Annotated in this window: 12 protein-coding genes and 2 tRNA genes; 8 read left to right on the forward strand and 6 right to left on the reverse strand. The window is 45.7% G+C overall.

Going from position 1 to position 13,949, the window contains the following annotated elements; translation table 11 throughout:
- Genes rsxC through nth form a run of 5 tightly spaced genes read left to right on the forward strand, consistent with a single transcriptional unit; the run spans window position 1 to window position 5,474 of the window.
- Window positions 1–2,409, forward strand: coding sequence for an electron transport complex subunit RsxC (rsxC, locus tag AAEU32_RS01160; protein ID WP_421968713.1), 2,409 nt, complete (start codon window positions 1–3; stop codon window positions 2,407–2,409).
- Complete coding sequence (gene rsxD / locus AAEU32_RS01165) at window positions 2,406–3,464, forward strand: electron transport complex subunit RsxD (protein WP_421968714.1); 1,059 nt, start codon at window positions 2,406–2,408, stop codon at window positions 3,462–3,464. The genes rsxC and rsxD overlap by 4 nt, the downstream gene beginning before the upstream one ends.
- A complete protein-coding gene (gene rsxG, locus AAEU32_RS01170; protein WP_421968715.1) occupies window positions 3,461–4,102 on the forward strand; it encodes an electron transport complex subunit RsxG in 642 nt (213 codons plus the stop codon). Before rsxD ends, rsxG begins: the two co-directional genes overlap by 4 nt.
- Complete coding sequence (locus AAEU32_RS01175) at window positions 4,099–4,800, forward strand: electron transport complex subunit E (RefSeq protein ID WP_421968716.1); 702 nt, start codon at window positions 4,099–4,101, stop codon at window positions 4,798–4,800. Before rsxG ends, AAEU32_RS01175 begins: the two co-directional genes overlap by 4 nt.
- Window positions 4,801–4,841: 41 nt before the next feature.
- Window positions 4,842–5,474, forward strand: coding sequence for an endonuclease III (nth, locus tag AAEU32_RS01180; protein WP_421968717.1), 633 nt, complete (start codon window positions 4,842–4,844; stop codon window positions 5,472–5,474).
- 94 nt (window positions 5,475–5,568) lie between these two features.
- Here nth and AAEU32_RS01185 read toward each other — a convergent pair whose 3' ends face one another.
- A complete protein-coding gene (locus tag AAEU32_RS01185; RefSeq protein WP_421968718.1) occupies window positions 5,569–6,588 on the reverse strand; it encodes a YncE family protein in 1,020 nt (339 codons plus the stop codon).
- A 492-nt stretch (window positions 6,589–7,080) separates the two neighbouring features.
- On the opposite strand from AAEU32_RS01185, the gene AAEU32_RS01190 reads away from it, so the two are divergent.
- Window positions 7,081–7,695, forward strand: coding sequence for a DUF5677 domain-containing protein (locus tag AAEU32_RS01190; RefSeq protein ID WP_421968719.1), 615 nt, complete (start codon window positions 7,081–7,083; stop codon window positions 7,693–7,695).
- A gap of 98 nt (window positions 7,696–7,793) precedes the next feature.
- Here the strand turns inward: AAEU32_RS01190 and AAEU32_RS01195 are convergent, their stop codons facing one another.
- A complete protein-coding gene (locus AAEU32_RS01195) occupies window positions 7,794–8,750 on the reverse strand; it encodes a glycoside hydrolase family 16 protein (protein ID WP_421968720.1) in 957 nt (318 codons plus the stop codon).
- A 164-nt stretch (window positions 8,751–8,914) separates the two neighbouring features.
- Here AAEU32_RS01195 and AAEU32_RS01200 point away from each other — a divergent pair, with 164 nt between their 5' ends.
- Both AAEU32_RS01200 and gloA read left to right on the forward strand, forming a co-directional pair.
- Window positions 8,915–9,646: an alpha/beta fold hydrolase gene (locus tag AAEU32_RS01200; RefSeq protein ID WP_421968721.1), complete on the forward strand. Its 732-nt coding sequence runs from the start codon at window positions 8,915–8,917 to the stop codon at window positions 9,644–9,646.
- 60 nt (window positions 9,647–9,706) lie between these two features.
- Window positions 9,707–10,105: a lactoylglutathione lyase gene (gloA, locus tag AAEU32_RS01205; RefSeq protein WP_421968722.1), complete on the forward strand. Its 399-nt coding sequence runs from the start codon at window positions 9,707–9,709 to the stop codon at window positions 10,103–10,105.
- On the opposite strand, the gene AAEU32_RS01210 is transcribed toward gloA, so the two are convergent.
- The 4 genes from AAEU32_RS01210 to AAEU32_RS01225 all read right to left on the reverse strand — a co-directional run bounded on the left by AAEU32_RS01210 (window position 10,102) and on the right by AAEU32_RS01225 (window position 13,947).
- Entirely contained in the window at window positions 10,102–12,339 is a 2,238-nt protein-coding gene (locus AAEU32_RS01210; RefSeq protein ID WP_421968723.1) for an ATP-binding protein, read from the reverse strand. The two genes, gloA and AAEU32_RS01210, sit on opposite strands and share 4 nt — an antisense overlap.
- Window positions 12,336–13,505 (reverse strand): sugar ABC transporter substrate-binding protein, encoded by a 1,170-nt coding sequence (locus AAEU32_RS01215; RefSeq protein ID WP_421968724.1) that lies wholly within the window; start codon window positions 13,503–13,505, stop codon window positions 12,336–12,338. The genes AAEU32_RS01210 and AAEU32_RS01215 overlap by 4 nt, the downstream gene beginning before the upstream one ends.
- Window positions 13,506–13,741: 236 nt before the next feature.
- Window positions 13,742–13,817 (reverse strand) — tRNA-Glu (locus tag AAEU32_RS01220).
- A 54-nt stretch (window positions 13,818–13,871) separates the two neighbouring features.
- Window positions 13,872–13,947, reverse strand: a tRNA-Glu gene (locus tag AAEU32_RS01225).
- Window positions 13,948–13,949: the final 2 nt, after the last annotated feature.

The raw sequence follows: 13,949 nt of genomic DNA on the forward strand, positions 1-13,949 counted from the left end.
TTGGACTCTTTATTAGAACGAATTAGTCGCGGTGAATTATGGCAAAGCCCTGGAGGGGTTCACCCTCCTGTGCGTAAAAGCCAGTCGAACTCGTTACCTATCCACACACTGCCTTTGCCAGATAAAATAATTTTACCCATTAAGCAGCACATCGGTGCGCAGGGCAAATTATTGGTGAACGTTGATGAAAAGGTGCTAAAGGGACAAGCCCTCACCAAACCTGCAACGAATTGGTCTGTGCCTGTTCACGCACCCACTTCAGGGCGCATTATAGATATTACGCCGATGCCATCGGCGCACCCTTCGGCATTGCCAGAAATCAGTATTGTTATTGAACCAGATGGCGAAGACACATGGTGCCAACTGGTCCCTTACCCAAACTACCGCGAAATGAGCGCTGAGCGCATCATCGATATTTTGCACTTTTCAGGTATCTCTGGGATGGGTGGTGCTGGCTTTCCAACTTACATCAAAGCATCGACCAAGCAAGATATTGATGTCCTGATCATCAATGGTGCTGAGTGTGAGCCGTATATAAGCGCTGATGATGTTTTGATGCAGGCACACAGCGAAGAAATCGTCCGTGGTATCGATGTATTACGTCATCTATTGCAGCCAAAAATCACATTGATTGCCATTGAAGATGACAAACCAAAAGCAATCGCAGCAATGCAGGCCGCTTGCCAAGAAATTGATGATATACAGGTTCGCAGCATACCGACCAAGTATCCATCAGGTGGTGAAAAGCAACTTATTCAAATACTTACTTCGTTGGAAGTACCTGCCGGTGGCATTCCTGCCGATATCGGTGTGTTAGTGCAAAACGTGGGTACCATGTACGCGGTGCAGCAAGCCGTTGAATTAGGTAAACCGCTTATTGAGCGTGTGGTCACAGTAACTGGTGAAACACTAGGCCAGCAACGTAATGTGTGGGCACTCCTCGGAACGCCAGTGAAGCACTTACTGGCACAGCAAGCGTTTACTCCTGAGCCAATGCAACGCGTCATCATGGGTGGCCCCATGATGGGATTCACCTTGCCAACAGTGCGTATACCAGTGGTAAAAACAACCAACTGTATTTTGGCACCCACAGCTAAAGAAATGCCTGAAGGTGGCCCTGAGCGCGCGTGTATTCGTTGCAGTGCTTGTGCCGATGCATGCCCAGCCTCATTGCTACCACAACAGTTGCAATGGTTCGCTAAGAACAAAGAATACAACAAGTTAGAAGAGCACAAGCTCTTTGACTGTATTGAATGTGGTGCCTGTGCATATGTGTGCCCCAGCGAAATTCCGCTGGTGCAATACTATCGCGTTGCCAAAGCGCAAATGCGCGAGCAAAAAATTGAACAAGTGAAGTCTGATCGTGCAAAAGAACGCTTTGAAGCACGTAAAGAGCGCTTAGAGCGTGAACAAGAAGAGCGCCGTAATCGCCACAAGCGCCCTAGTCGCAGCGCCAAACAACAAGATGAACAAAGCAAAGAAAAAGTAGCGCAAGCACTGGCACGCGTTAAAGCAAAAACACCAAGTGTCACCTCTGCCAAAGATAAAGTGGCCGAAGCGATAGCACGAGCAAAGGCTAAAAAAGCCACTGGCACCGTTGAGCCAGACAATAGCGAAGTGGCACAAGAGCGAGCAGCGCGCAAAGAGCAAGCACGTTTGTACAAAGAGCAAAAGCAACAAGACTCACAGACCGAATCAGCCAAACCTGATGATAAAAAGGCCGCAGTTGCCGCTGCCATTGCTCGCGCAAAAGCCAAAAAGGCTTCTGAGCAATCGGGTGAGAGTGCAACAGCAAACGAGCAAAGCACGCCTGCGGATGATAAAAAGGCCGCAGTTGCCGCTGCCATTGCCCGTGCAAAAGCCAAAAAGGCTGCTCAACAAGCAAGCGAAGATACTTGCGAGAGCCAACCAAGCACGCCAGCGGATGATAAAAAAGCCGCAGTGGCCGCTGCCATTGCTCGCGCCAAAGCCAAAAAGGCAGCTCAACAAGCAAGCGAAGATACTTGCGAGAGCGAACCAAGCACGCCAGCGGATGATAAAAAAGCCGCTGTAGCCGCTGCCATTGCTCGCGCCAAAGCCAAAAAGGCAGCCAAAGAAGCCCAGCAAAGCAGCGATGCAGAGTCTACTGACGCGCCATCACAAGAGCAAGCGCAAGATGTCTCAACGCAAGATAAGAAAAAGGCCGCTGTAGCTGCTGCCATTGCCCGTGCAAAAGCGAAAAAAGCAGCCAAAGATGCCCAGCAAAGCAGCGATGCAGAGCCTGCTGACGCGCCATCACAAGAGCAAGCGCAAGAAGTCTCAGCACAGGATAAGAAAAAAGCCGCTGTAGCTGCTGCCATTGCCCGTGCAAAAGCGAAAAAAGCAGCGCGTGAGGCACAAGAAAATTCTGACCAAGAGGATCCATCATGAAGCTCAGTATGATGAGTTCACCTTACAAGCACAGCCAAAAGTCAGTCACTCGTATGATGGTTATGGTGGGTGTTGCTGCCCTACCTGGTATTGCAGTACAAAGTTACTTCTTCGGTACTGGCGTATTGATTCAACTGGCACTCGCTTTGGCGTGTGTGAGTGCGTTTGAAGCCGCGATGTTAGCGCTACGCGGTCGCAAAGTTTGGCCCACATTGCAAGATGGCAGTGCATGGTTAACAGGATTACTTTTAGCTATTAGCATTCCTCCTTTGGCACCTTGGTGGATTGTGGTGATTGGTTGTTTCTTTGCCATTGTCTTTGTAAAACAGCTCTATGGTGGTTTGGGCTTTAACCTGTTCAACCCAGCTATGGCAGCTTATGTGCTCTTACTTGTTTCATTCCCCGTGCAAATGACAGCGTGGTTACCTGCTAATGAGTTAATGGCTACACACCTGAGCTTAATTGATGAATTGTCGGTCATTTTTACTAATTACACACAAGCGGGTTTCAGCCTTGAGCAATTGCGAACCAATGTCGATGGCATCACCATGGCCACACCGCTTGATACACTTAAAACAGATGTAGCTCACGGTTTAACAGTCACAGAGAGCATGGCTAACCCCATATTTACAGAGCACGCTGGGTTAGGTTGGCAATGGGTAAACGCCGCATACTTGCTTGGCGGTTTGGTGCTGCTGCAACAACGCGTTATTAATTGGCACATCCCCGTGGCTATGTTAAGCGCACTGGCGGCCTGTGCGAGCCTTGGTTACATTCTTGATTCAGGCAACCAACCTGGTCTGGCATTTCATATGCTCAGTGGTGCAACAATGTTGGGCGCGTTTTTCATCGCCACTGACCCGGTTTCGGCGTCAACGACCAATCGAGGTCGCTTGATTTACGGAGCGTTAATTGGCGTTACTGTGTACCTGATCCGCAGCTTTGGCGGCTACCCTGACGCCGTCGCATTTGCGGTACTGCTAATGAATATGGCGGTTCCATTGATCGATCATTACACGCAACCGCGCACCTACGGACATGGAGCGAAGTCATGATCATTTCATCAATGGCCAAAAATGGCGCTATTCTCACTGCGTTTGCATTGATCACCACAGGTGCTGTGACACTTGTGCAACAGTTCACAGCTGAGAAAATTGCCATCCAAGAGAAAAAGCAATTACAAGGCTTATTACACCAAGTATTGCCGCAATCAGCCTACGACAACGAGCTGTATTTAGACTGCACACACGTCAGTGCACCTGAACTTGGCCCAAATGACAGCTACACCGTATATCGCGCCCGTAAGCAAGGTGAGGTCATTGCCTTGGTGATGCAAAGTACAGCGCCTAATGGCTACAGCGGCAATATCGATATCCTCAGTGCCATTTATCCCAACGGAACCGTGGCAGGTGTGCGCGTCACTAAGCACAATGAAACCCCGGGCTTGGGGGATAAAGTGGAACCCAAACGCAGTGATTGGATCCACTCTTTTGCTAATGAACAGGTATTAAACGCTGACGATAGCCGCTGGGCCGTGAAAAAAGACGGTGGCATGTTTGATCAATTCACCGGTGCCACCATAACGCCGCGTGCGGTTGTTGGCACGGTTAAAAATACGGTGCTCTATGCCCAAGACAACTTCAAGACCCTAGCACAAGCGACCAATAGCTGTGCTATAGGAGCGTCATCATGAGCGATTACAAAACCTTATTTAAAGACGGCGTTTGGACCAATAACCCTGCCCTAGTCCAGTTATTAGGCCTGTGCCCGTTGCTGGCAGTCAGTAGTACCGTGACCAATGCGTTGGGGTTGGGCATTGCCACGTTACTGGTTCTTGTAGGCTCAAATGTTACGGTATCCATTGTGCGTAACTGGGTACCTAAAGATATCCGTATCCCCGTTTTCGTGATGATCATTGCCGCATTTGTAACGATTATTCAATTACTGATGAATGCGTACACCTTTGGTTTGTATCAATCTCTGGGGATTTTCATTCCCTTGATTGTAACCAACTGTGCCATTATCGGCCGTGCTGAGGCATTTGCTTCAAAAAACAATGCCTTACTTAGTGCATGGGACGGACTAATGATGGGCCTTGGTTTCGCTCTCATCCTTGCTGTGCTCGGCGCGATGCGCGAATTGATTGGCCAAGGCACCTTATTTGATGGGGCTGATTTATTATTAGGCCAGTGGGCACACGTGCTGCGAATGGACATCATCCATTTTGATAACCAGTTCTTACTGGCCATATTGCCGCCGGGTGCATTCATCGGTTTAGGGCTACTCATAGCCGCCAAAAACCTGATTGACGCACAAATCAAAGCACGTCAACGTGCAACAGACACAGCACCATTAAAAGGCCCTCGTGCTCGCGTTACCAGCTTAGATTAAGGTAACGCGCGCCTAACGATAAAAACAACAGAGGCAACGTAATGAACAAAGATAAACGACGTCTTATTTTAGAACGTTTACGCGACGCGAACCCACACCCTGAAACAGAGCTTGAATACAGCTCTGCTTTTGAGTTGTTGGTAGCCGTTACTTTGTCGGCACAAGCCACTGATGTGGGCGTGAACAAAGCCACACGCAAGCTCTTTCCCCGTGCAAATACCCCACAAGCTATTCTCGATTTAGGGCTCGAAGAGCTGCGTGAAGCCATAAAAACCATTGGCCTGTTTAACTCAAAAGCCAATAATGTCTACAAAATGTGTCAGATTTTGGTGGAGCAACACGGCGGTGAAGTCCCTGAAAACCGTGAGGCCCTAGAAGCCCTTCCAGGCGTAGGCCGCAAAACCGCAAATGTAGTACTCAACACTGCCTTTGGCTGGCCTACTATTGCGGTAGACACCCACATCTTTCGCGTTTCAAACCGCACCAAATTTGCCATGGGCAAAGACGTGGTGGCGGTTGAGCAAAAGCTGGAGAAAGTCGTACCTGCCGAATTTAAGGTGGATGTACACCACTGGCTCATCTTGCATGGTCGTTATACATGTGTTGCCCGCAAACCTCGCTGCGGCTCATGTTTAATTGAAGACTTGTGTGAGTTTAAAGAGAAAACTGAGTAGCACCCTTTGGGCATGATCTTGGTACTCATACTCATGCCCAGTAAGCGATTCCAAGGCGTATCCTAAGCCTTTACTTATCAAATTAAGCTAACGACTATGGCAATATGTGTGATGAATAACCGATGCCATCAGGCCCATCCCCTGTGGGAAGTTCGAACACGATTTTGCCCGTTAATATATCGATCGCCATGACCTTATTTTTTCCATAGGCAGATAGAAATAACGTGCGGTCATTAGGGTGCAAAGTCACGCCTTTTGGCCCTGTACCCTCGGCGAAATCAATGCGATGAACTTTCTGTTTATTTTTTACATCAATGACATCCAGAGTGTCGTTTTTATAATCAGGAACAACGGCAAACTGCTCATCACGTGTGAGGAGTATGCGATAGGGAAAACTAAAACCTTGCCATTGCTTAACCTCACTTTGGGTTTTCAAATCATAAACAGTGAGTAAGCCGCCCTCATTACTGCCCACCCATAGCTCTGAACCATCTTTATTAATAGTGATTGCTTCTGGCACGTTAGGCGTGGCAATTTTGCGAAGCAACACTCCAGATTCAACGTCTAATTCAGACACCGTATTGGATCCCATGTTCGTGGTGTAAACACGCGCGCTAGACTCAGGCAAAGCAACCATGTGGGAGCCTTTTTGCTGGGTGTTGAGCGCTTTAACTATCTTGCCTGATTCAATATCAGCAATGACTACGCTGTTCGAGTTTTCAGACGATACCGCCACTTTTTTTTGGTCTTTCAAAAACAACACACCGTGTGGTCTTGGATAACGAGACAAATCAATGCTCTTTATCTTTTTTGCTTGTTGAACATCGAAAACCGTTAAGCTATTGCCACCAACATAATTGGTAACGACAGCCACTTGGCCATCAGCCCTCATTGCGAGTTCATGAGGACCTTTATCAGTGGTCAGTGTGTATTTAATTTTCTTGCTTTGGAGGTCAATAAAGCTCACTGTATCCGCTTTTTTATTTACAACCACCAAGGTGCCAGACAACTTAGTATCTTCAGCCAAAACGGATGTCGCAGTAAATGTAATGCATGTGGCAAAACTAAATAACCATGCCCTTAAAGAAGCAGTTTTAAGCGAAGATGAGAACATGAAAGCGCGATTCCTTTTTGTGTAGGTATTTAATAACTTAGCCTAGAATTAACCTGTATGCGCCCTTGATTCGTCGATATGGGTGTTTTCTAAGTTAAATTACCGATACAAAACTAAACAAGACAGCCACCTTAACTACTAGTTTGTCAGATTCTACTAAGCGGACAGCCGGAAAACACAACTCGTTTGTGCCCCACCACGAGCTAACATAAATACGCTAAGGGCAGCGAGGAGCGAAATGCAAACGTTCGCCCTTCCACCTAAGTTACCGTTCATATATCCATAATCATTGAGTTTCTTCCATAGTCATGAAAACGACCCAACGGGTCGTTTTTGTCGTGTCCACATTTAGAGCAATGTAACGTAACTTCCATGCTGGTAAGTAGTTCCTAAATTTGCTATCAATGGTCATAGGATAAAAACGATATAGATTGCGGCAGAAAAACAACCCAATCGCTCGATATTAAATTGTTAGGCATTAAGGAGTTCTACTTGAGTCATGCAACATGGAAAGAACTGAATCAATTGAGATACGACGCTTTTTCAACGATATTCCATGAATCACTTCAAGAGAAATATGTTGCTTTATTAATGACTCGTGTAACCGAGCTATGCCATGACGCCATAGAATTAATTGAGCATAATCGTTATGCATCCGTCCCAATTATTATGAGAAGTGCATTAGAGTCCTACGTTGATCTAATGTGTTTAATCAAAGATCCTGAATACATCAAAGAAATGAATAAATCTTTTGAAATCTATAACTTAAAAGTTAATGGTCAAAAGCATTCGAAGAAAGAGCTAAAGAAAATTTGGGAGAAGTTTTCTTTAGCTGAAGAATCGGTTACTTATAATGGTTTGTATGCTGATTTATGTCGAAGTGCTCACGGTAATATAGAAACCCTCATCCGTGATCACTCAATTGAAGAAAAAATATCTATCGGCCATAAACTAAGTTTGTCGTCAGAAAAGCTTTATTTAAATCAAATCATAACGTTGGCTGCAACTTCATTAGTCGAAGGCTTGCAGTTTTTAAAGCATACTGGTGTTACCTTAGATAAAATAATAAAAATTCAAGGTCTGGCGGGGAGTGCTAATTATGCCTAACAATGCCTTTATGAATGGGACGCAAAACGCTTGGCTTGCGCTCCTTCGTCGCTAATTTTAGCCAAGCATTTGTGCGCCCCATATGGCGGCGTTAGCCCTCACTCTCGCTGCCACTCTTGCAGTGGGTATTCATCTAACTGGTAGATTCTTACCCAATCATAACTGGCTACCATAGGGTAGGTATTGCGCTCTTTGTTGCCTCCAAACACGTCTTGAATCTTGTCGTTAGGGATCCAAAAATTCATCATCAATTGGGTTAGATTATCTGGGATTGGTGTTGGTAATTTTTGTTCATTTTTACATCGTGGCTGACAATCTAAATCCGCTTGCGACAGTGTTTTATACAACTTGCCATCAACAAACCATTTGATTGCCTTTGGCGTCCATTCAATGGCATACACGCGCCACTCATCGGCAGGAGCAATATTAATTTTGTCCTCCCAAGCGCCCCATTTGCGCGTTCCCCACCAGTTACCTGCATCAAGACCATAAATCAGATTCGCTTGAAACTTATCAGGGCGCCCTCCTTCGAGTTCAACGTCTATCTCCTCCCACTCCTTTGGCTTTCCTTCATGGGTGTAGGTAAAAAAAGAGGAAATGTAACCTGAGGCTACAGTGCGACTTGGCGCTTTCATTCTGGTTTCAAAACGCCCGTACTTGACCCTTTTAGTGGGATTGGTTCTTATTTCACCGCAACTAAATTCATACGCGCTTTTTTGAGCCTGATGGTCTTGGGACCAACCGCTAGCAACGTGCTCTTGGGTGATATTTAAATTCAACAACCCTCCTTCTACACTCACGCCTTGAGGTTGAAATCGACACGCGGCCTCAGTGCCAACCGCACCGTCGCCCTTGGACCAAATGTCTTCATTGAAATCATCAAAACGCTCATCTAAAACAAGTGAATAGCCAGCGTATTGCCCTGTATACCCTGCATACGCCTTGGGTAAATCAGCCGTAGGTTGCACACCACTTTGGGCACAGCCTTGGGTGAACAAAGCGGCTAGAGATATCGCAGTAGTATGCTTTTTTTGCTTTAGAAGGCGGTATTTCATCTGTTTTACTCATTTTTGGCTCTGAGGACGCCTAATTACTGTAAAGATAAATCCGAAACAAAAAAAGCATTCGCGATAAATGATTTGGTATGCTCGGCGAGTAATTTGTAATTTATCTTTAGTGTGCGAGGATAAGGATTAACACCCACAAGTAAGTGAACCCCATGCGTACACTCTTTTTTATCCTTTTTATGCTATTTTCTGGCGCGATAGCCGCAAAGCCCACCGTTGTTTTTGTGCATGGTGCTTGGGGTGGCGGTTGGGATTACAAACACATGCAGTCGCTCCTGCAAGCGCAAGGCTATGAGGTGTATCGCCCTACCCTTACTGGCTTGGGTGAGCGTTATCATTTGAGTAACCCAAATATCAATCTCGATACCCATATTAGCGATATCACCCAAGTACTGGAGTTTGAAGATCTCAATAAGGTTATTTTGGTTGGCCACAGTTATGGCGGGATGGTCATCACTGGCGTCGCTGAGCGTGTGCCTGAGCGCATACACCACTTACTCTACATTGACGCCTTATTGCCCGTTGATGGTGAGTCGGTTATGGATACTATGTCCAAAGAAGAAGCAAACGCTCTGCGCCAACATGCAGCCAATAATACCACCCAGCCATGGGCTATCCCCCCGCTTTGGCAAGATTGGGGAAAAGACGTGCCTCACCCCATAGGCACTTACGAGCAAGCAATAACCCTGAGCAATCCGTTGGCTATGAAAATCTCCGGTACTTATGTGTTAGCACAACAGCCCCATGAGCCTGTTGCATACTTTGGCCATTTTGCCGAGCGGGCAAAAGCAAAGGGGTGGCCGGTGATAACACTGCCATCCGAGCACAATATACACAGAGCCATGCCTAATGATTATGTGCAGATCATTACAAGCATTGAATAACCAGGTACTTGCAGATAGGATCATGGCTGTTTTGTATTAGCATTTTATTAAGGTGGCATTATGCGTTTATTACACACCATGTTGCGTGTGGGCAATTTAGAGCGTTCCATTGAGTTTTACACCAACGTACTGGGTATGAAGGAGCTTCGCCGCGCAGACAACGAGCAATATCGTTATACCCTCGCTTTTGTTGGTTATGGTGAAGAAAAAGATCATACCGTATTGGAGTTGACCTATAACTGGGATCAAGACAGTTATGAGTTGGGCACAGCGTATGGCCACATTGCCATCGAATACGATGATATTTACAAAGCCTGTGATGACATTCGTGCTGCTGGCGGCGTGATCAGTCGAGAGCCAGGTCCAGTAAAAGGCGGGACAACTGAGATAGCGTTCGTTAAAGACCCAGATGGTTACGCCATTGAACTCATCCAAAAGAAAGAATACACGACCTTTTAATGGCTGAGGCGGTGCTTTTCAATTGGCGCCGCTGATCCCTTTTGCAGCCATTTATTCAATATTTTCACAAGCTCGTTAAACTCAATGGGCTTGGCAAGATGATCTTGCATGCCCGCGGCACGCGCTTGCTCAACATCCTGACTCATGGCATTAGCACTGACTGCAATTATCGGCGGATGTGAAGGGTATTGAGCACAAATAGCCTGCGCAGCCGACAAGCCGTCCATCACAGGCATTTGGACATCCATCAAAATGATATCAAACCCCTGCTGCGCAACAGCCTCAACAGCTAGCTTGCCGTTATCAACAATATAAACCTCAGCGCCAAGCTCTTCTAAGAATGTCTCGATAACGTACTGGTTGATTGGGTTGTCTTCTGCCACTAACACTCGGCTATCCAAAAACTGTTGGGGCAAGGGTAAATCTAGGTGCTCTTCCTGTTCGAGCGGGATATCTTCACACCTTGGGAAGTCGAGATTAATTATAAACGAACTGCCCTTGTTAACTTCGCTCTGAAGTGTAATGGCGCCGCCCATAAGCTCGACTAACCTCTTACAAATACTGAGCCCTAACCCTGTACCACCAAATTCTCGAGTTGTACTGTCTTGTGCTTGCACAAAAGGCTGAAACAATTGACTTTGCTTCTCTTTGGCAATGCCTACCCCTGTGTCGGTGACGGTAAATTGGCACACACACTGATTGCCACTGAGGCGGTAATCCAACGCCAACTCAATACCACCCTCAGCGGTAAATTTGACTGCATTTGAGATTAAATTAATCAACACCTGCTTTAAGCGCACTTCGTCAGTGAGTACGCAGATTGGCTTATCATCGCTAATGCAGATAGTGCATTTTATGCCTTTGCCCGCACAGGTTGGCTCGAACAATGACATGACATCTTTTAACATCAACGTAAGGTCGCAAGGGCGCTGCTCCAACACCACCTTATTGGCTTCTATTTTCGAGAAATCTAAAACATCATTGATAACCGTGAGCAGCATTTGAGTACACACCCTGATCTGGCGCGCAAATTCCATTTGATTGGCTTTGAGCTGTGTTTTTTCGAGCAGTTGTACATATCCAAAAATGCCATTCATTGGAGTGCGAATTTCATGACTCATATTCGCTAAAAATAAACTTTTAGAACGCTCTGATGCCTGTGCTTTTTGTTTTTCTTGTTGCAACGAGTCGATTTGCTTCTCAATCGTCATGGCCATACTTTGCAAGTCTTTGCTTATGTGCTCAAACTCACTGTAACTAAACGCCTCACCTTTAAAGTCATAGTCACCCTGAGCATATTGTTGACTCAAATAAGTAATGTCTTGTAGTGGTTTGTTTAATTTTGCTACCAACCATTTAGCAAATAATGCAGCCAATACGGCCAACACAAAAAGCAAGGCTCCAGCGAACACTACACTGTTTTTTAGCGCCTCTAAATGCGGCATTGTGGGTTCGGTAATGCGTAAATTAAGTGGCTGTTCTTTACCTTCATGCAAAACGCTTACGATACGACTGAGCGCGTTTAGACTCGTCTTGATGCCTCCCTCGCCCAGTGCTTCATGCATCTCATTTCCTAATACCGCTTCATATGTATTGGCAGCAGATGCTTCAAAAGACTGGTCGATATCAAAAAGTGAACCCAGTAAGCCTGATAACGGTTGGATACTCAACAAAACCCCTGTGTTTCGATATGGCGTACTTAGTGACTCCTGCTCTAAATTTAATGGCGAAGCTATAGCTATATAATTGATTTGCTTAGATGTTTTATTAATAACGTCAGCCATTGTGATAACAAAATAGAGGGAGTCTTGGGTTTGGTTCACGGCCTCGACAATACCCGTAGTAATAGGCACAGGAATATTAAGCGCATTCAGTGGATAGCCTTCAACAATAAACCCTTCATTATCAATAACTAATGCTGCATTAGCGTGAACATGAGTCGTCACATAGGCCTGCATTTGAGTGAGCGCAAACTGAGAGTAAAGAATACGCACAGGTAATTGTGCTATCGCTTTGGAATTAGCCAGACGCTCATTATCGATTGTTGATTGATACAATTGTTGACGCAGCGCTAGCGCATCATTTTTAACACGCCAAGAGAGTGATTGCTGAGCCTGCTCTAATGAACTCACGTAAAACTGAGAGGCGAAAAAAACAATCACAATAAGCATTGGCAATATGCTCAACCACATTATTGTGCGGAACAAAGAGGTACTGAACTTACGTTCACTCATTGCAGCTCCTCGGTAGCAATGGAGCGCTCTGCTAGCTTTTGCATAAATCGGCTTGTTTGCTGTGCATCCAGTGCTCCTGCCCCAAAGCGCGTATACCCTTTGAGAAGAACTTCCCAGATAATCATCATGTTGCGTGAGTTTGGCATGGGTTTGGTAAACGCTAATGCTTCAAGCACTACTTTGGCATCAGAATCTGCATGCTGGATAATGTCATTATATACATCGCTGCGCACCGGTATACCAATACGCTGTTGCCATAACGCCGATTGAAACTGAGTGCTTTGTAACAAACGCGCAAGTTGCTCAAGCTCTTGGCGTTTATCTTTTTCTAATGCTTTATTGGGAAACGCAAGCACAAAAGACGTTGAATACGGGGCCATGGGTCGTCCGTTGATAGTGGGTAAAATCGCTACACCCAAATTATCTCCTAACGCTTGCTTATATTGATTATACGCCCACACCCCATTGATACTGTACGCCGTTTCACCGCCCAAAAATCGCTTGTCGTTACAGGCATAGTCACATTGAGCATCGACAATCCCGTTCTGAGCAAGACGCCATACAAATGCCAACGCATTGCGCATGGATTGCGTATCGAGGTTAGGCTGTTCATTGACGACAGGAGCTTCATCAAACGCGTGAATGAACGGCACAAACCAAAACATTTCCATAAAACTCCAACCGATCAGTGGGCTTTTTTGCTGCTCTTGTGCGCGAATGATTTCTTCCCATGTTTTTGCAGGAGTCGATATTTTCGACTTGTTATAAAACATCAAAAGATGATTGCCACCAACTATTGGGATCCCTAACTGTTCATCTTGGACTGTTCCACTTTTTTCAAAATACGGTGATAAATGTTGTGTTATTAAGCTCGCGGGTACTTTGGAGTAGTGGATAAATTCGTCCATCCCGAGATAATCTGAAGGCACTAAAATAGCATCAGCTTTTGCTCCGGATTCCACACTTTGAATTAGCCTTACTTTCAGTAGCTTTTGGTCCACCCAGTTTGCTTCAAGTTCAAGGCCTTGAACTTTAACGGCATTATCTAGCATGCTTTTAAACTGGGGATCGTCAATGGAGTGAATAAGAGAGACTGCTGCGGCAGATGGCACTGACGCCAGTAGTATAAAACACAAAAACAACGCATTAAGCAAAGATAAAATCACGACAAACCGAGTACTCAAGACCAATATATCTAAGGATATGTCAGATGCACAGATGTACCAGATTGGTACTTCGCTAGCACATAGTGAAATGACATCACTAGAACGAATAAATTAAATAGGTAACTACGTTAGCTCACAGATACAGCAATAGTAAAGATAATATTATGTATTCTTTTAATCGAAGTGATTGAATTGTTTGAAAATATATATGAAGGAATTGATGATAAACACTTAAGTGGCGTCCCCTAGGGGATTCGAACCCCTGTTACCGCCGTGAAAGGGCGGTGTCCTAGGCCTCTAGACGAAGGGGACACAAAAGTGTGTCACTAGGACTGGTTATTTAGACTCTTACCATACGAGTTAAAGTGGCGTCCCCTAGGGGATTCGAACCCCTGTTACCGCCGTGAAAGGGCGGTGTCCTAGGCCTCTAGACGAAGGGGACAA

Origin of the sequence: Pseudoalteromonas maris, from assembly GCF_049257235.1 — a bacterium.
In the GTDB taxonomy this organism is placed as follows: domain Bacteria; phylum Pseudomonadota; class Gammaproteobacteria; order Enterobacterales; family Alteromonadaceae; genus Pseudoalteromonas.

Bases quoted from the DNA above. Each gene is read 5' to 3' on its own strand.
- rsxD (WP_421968714.1), top strand. From the start codon at position 2,406: ATGAAGCTCAGTATGATGAGTTCACCTTACAAGCACAGCCAAAAGTCA.
- rsxG (WP_421968715.1), top strand. From the start codon at position 3,461: ATGATCATTTCATCAATGGCCAAAAATGGCGCTATTCTCACTGCGTTT.
- AAEU32_RS01175 (WP_421968716.1), top strand. From the start codon at position 4,099: ATGAGCGATTACAAAACCTTATTTAAAGACGGCGTTTGGACCAATAAC.
- nth (WP_421968717.1), top strand. From the start codon at position 4,842: ATGAACAAAGATAAACGACGTCTTATTTTAGAACGTTTACGCGACGCG.
- AAEU32_RS01185 (WP_421968718.1), bottom strand. From the start codon at position 6,588: ATGTTCTCATCTTCGCTTAAAACTGCTTCTTTAAGGGCATGGTTATTT.
- AAEU32_RS01195 (WP_421968720.1), bottom strand. From the start codon at position 8,750: ATGAAATACCGCCTTCTAAAGCAAAAAAAGCATACTACTGCGATATCT.
- AAEU32_RS01200 (WP_421968721.1), top strand. From the start codon at position 8,915: ATGCGTACACTCTTTTTTATCCTTTTTATGCTATTTTCTGGCGCGATA.
- gloA (WP_421968722.1), top strand. From the start codon at position 9,707: ATGCGTTTATTACACACCATGTTGCGTGTGGGCAATTTAGAGCGTTCC.
- AAEU32_RS01210 (WP_421968723.1), bottom strand. From the start codon at position 12,339: ATGAGTGAACGTAAGTTCAGTACCTCTTTGTTCCGCACAATAATGTGG.